Below are 2,045 nucleotides of genomic sequence, written 5' to 3'. Positions count from 1 at the left end.
ATCGAACAGTTCGCGCAGATCGGACACCCGCAGCACACCCGCCCGGCGGAATGCCGCGTCATAGACGGCGTCGGCACCGGCGAGCGCGCCGGTATGCGTGGCAGCGGCCTTGGCCCCCTGGGCCATGCGGCCGGACTTCACCACCACGACGGGTTTCACGCGCGCCGCAGCACGCGCCGCCGACATGAACTTCCGCGCGTCCTTGATGGCCTCGATGTAGAGCAGGATCGCGCGCGTCTTGTGATCCATCGCGAAATGGTCGAGCAGATCGGCAATGTCCACGTCGATCTGGTCGCCAATCGAGACGATACCGGAGAAGCCGACGCCGCGTTGCGCGGCCCAATCCACCATGCCGGCGGCGATGGCGCCCGATTGCGAGATCAGCGCAAGGTTCCCCGCCCCGGGCATGTGCGCGGCGAAACTGGCGTTCAAGCTGGCGCCCGGCATCATGATGCCGAGGCAGTTCGGCCCGATCAGTCGCATGCCGTGCCGTCGGCCAGCAGCGCTCGTGGCCTCGTGCAGCGAACCAGGTCCCTGGCCGAGCCCGGCCGAGACGATCAGCGCACCCGCAGACCCGCGACGCCCGGCCTGCTCGACAATCCCAGGAATTTCGCCGGCAGGGGCGGTGATGACCACGAGCTCGGGCACGAAGTCGAGCCTGTCCAGGCTCTTCACCGCTGCGACGCCACAGATCTCGGGATGGCGCGGATTGACGAGGCCAAACCGCCCCTTGAATTCGGCCTTGCGGATGTTCTCCAGGACCGCGCGTCCCACAGATGCCGGACGCGCGCTCGCGCCGACGAGCGCGACTGAGCGCGGCGACAGCAGGTTGTTCAAGCGATAAGTTGACATGAAGGAGAATACGCCGCGTCGACCGCGGTTCCGATGGTTGACGGTCAGATGGAAGAAGAAGCCTGGTTCGAGATGATAACCCAGCACGGTGGCTGGCCAATGACAGTCTTTGTCACACCGCCCCAGGCGATCTCGTTCAGGCGCGAATGACGGTAGGCGTCCATCACAACTGCATCGATGCCATGGGAATTCGCCCAGCTTCCCAATGCCTTGCCGATCGAGCTACGGCTTCGATCGGTCGTTTCGAGCGCGGTACGGACCCCGTGTTCCCTGCGGGTCTTGTCCTCCGTCGCATCAGCACACAGACCAAGGCGGCCAGGATCGACCCGTGCTGTCGGCCGACAAGAGGCGGAAAGGCATCCCTGATGGGCATCGGATTCTCCTTGTCGCTACAGTAGGCCGGCAATCGCCGACGCCCTTGATCCGCGTCAAGCCAGGGAAAACTCCGGGCGGCGACCCGGGATCGGCGTTGACGGACGTCAAGGGATTGGCCGCCCGTTCAATCTATGAATAATTCTGTCGGAGCGGCTCGACCCGGAGAAACTCATGCGTGCGATGGTTTTGCCCGGCCCGCGGGCAAGGCTCCAGATGCAGGAGCGGCCTGACCCGATGCCGGGCGAGGGTCAGATCCGGGTCAAGATCAGCGCATGCGGTGTATGCCGAACCGATCTTCATCTCGTCGATGCCGAGCTCCCTGACATTCGCTACCCCATCGTGCCCGGCCACGAGATCGTCGGCCGGGTCGATCTGGTGGGGCCGGACGTGACGACCCATGTGCCTGGCGACCGGGTCGGCATTCCCTGGCTCGGCTTCACTTGCGGGACGTGTCGCTTCTGCCGCGAAGGCATGGAAAACCTCTGTGACGCGCCGCTGTTCACCGGCTATACGCGCGACGGCGGCTATGCAACCGACACCATCGCCGACGCACGCTATGCTTTTCCACTCGGAGAGGCCGGCAGCGACGTCGAGATTGCCCCTCTGCTGTGCGCGGGCTTGATCGGCTGGCGCTCTCTGGTTCTGGCCGGCTCCGCCGACAGGCTCGGCCTCTACGGGTTCGGCGCGGCCGGCCACATCATAGCGCAGGTCGCGGTCTGGCAGGGGCGAGCCGTCCATGCTTTCACCCGACGCGGCGACATCGCTGCACAGGACCTTGCACGTCGTCTTGGCGCCGTCTGGGCGGGGTCCTCCGACGA

The 2,045-nt window shown here is 65.7% G+C and carries 2 protein-coding genes; one reads left to right on the top strand and one right to left on the bottom strand.

Annotated features, from left to right (window positions below; genetic code table 11):
* Positions 1–852, bottom strand: an 852-nt coding sequence (locus tag JHD07_RS38520; RefSeq protein ID WP_291631741.1) for a CoA-binding protein, incomplete at its 3' end; no start/stop codon positions are given.
* A 546-nt stretch (positions 853–1,398) separates the two neighbouring features.
* Here JHD07_RS38520 and JHD07_RS38515 point away from each other — a divergent pair.
* Positions 1,399–2,045, top strand: a 647-nt coding sequence (locus JHD07_RS38515) for an alcohol dehydrogenase catalytic domain-containing protein (protein ID WP_291631739.1), incomplete at its 3' end; no start/stop codon positions are given.

The sequence above is a fragment of the Bradyrhizobium sp. genome, from assembly GCF_016462955.1.
Lineage (GTDB): Bacteria > Pseudomonadota > Alphaproteobacteria > Rhizobiales > Xanthobacteraceae > Bradyrhizobium.
This window is presented reverse-complemented; position numbering and strand designations above follow the sequence as displayed.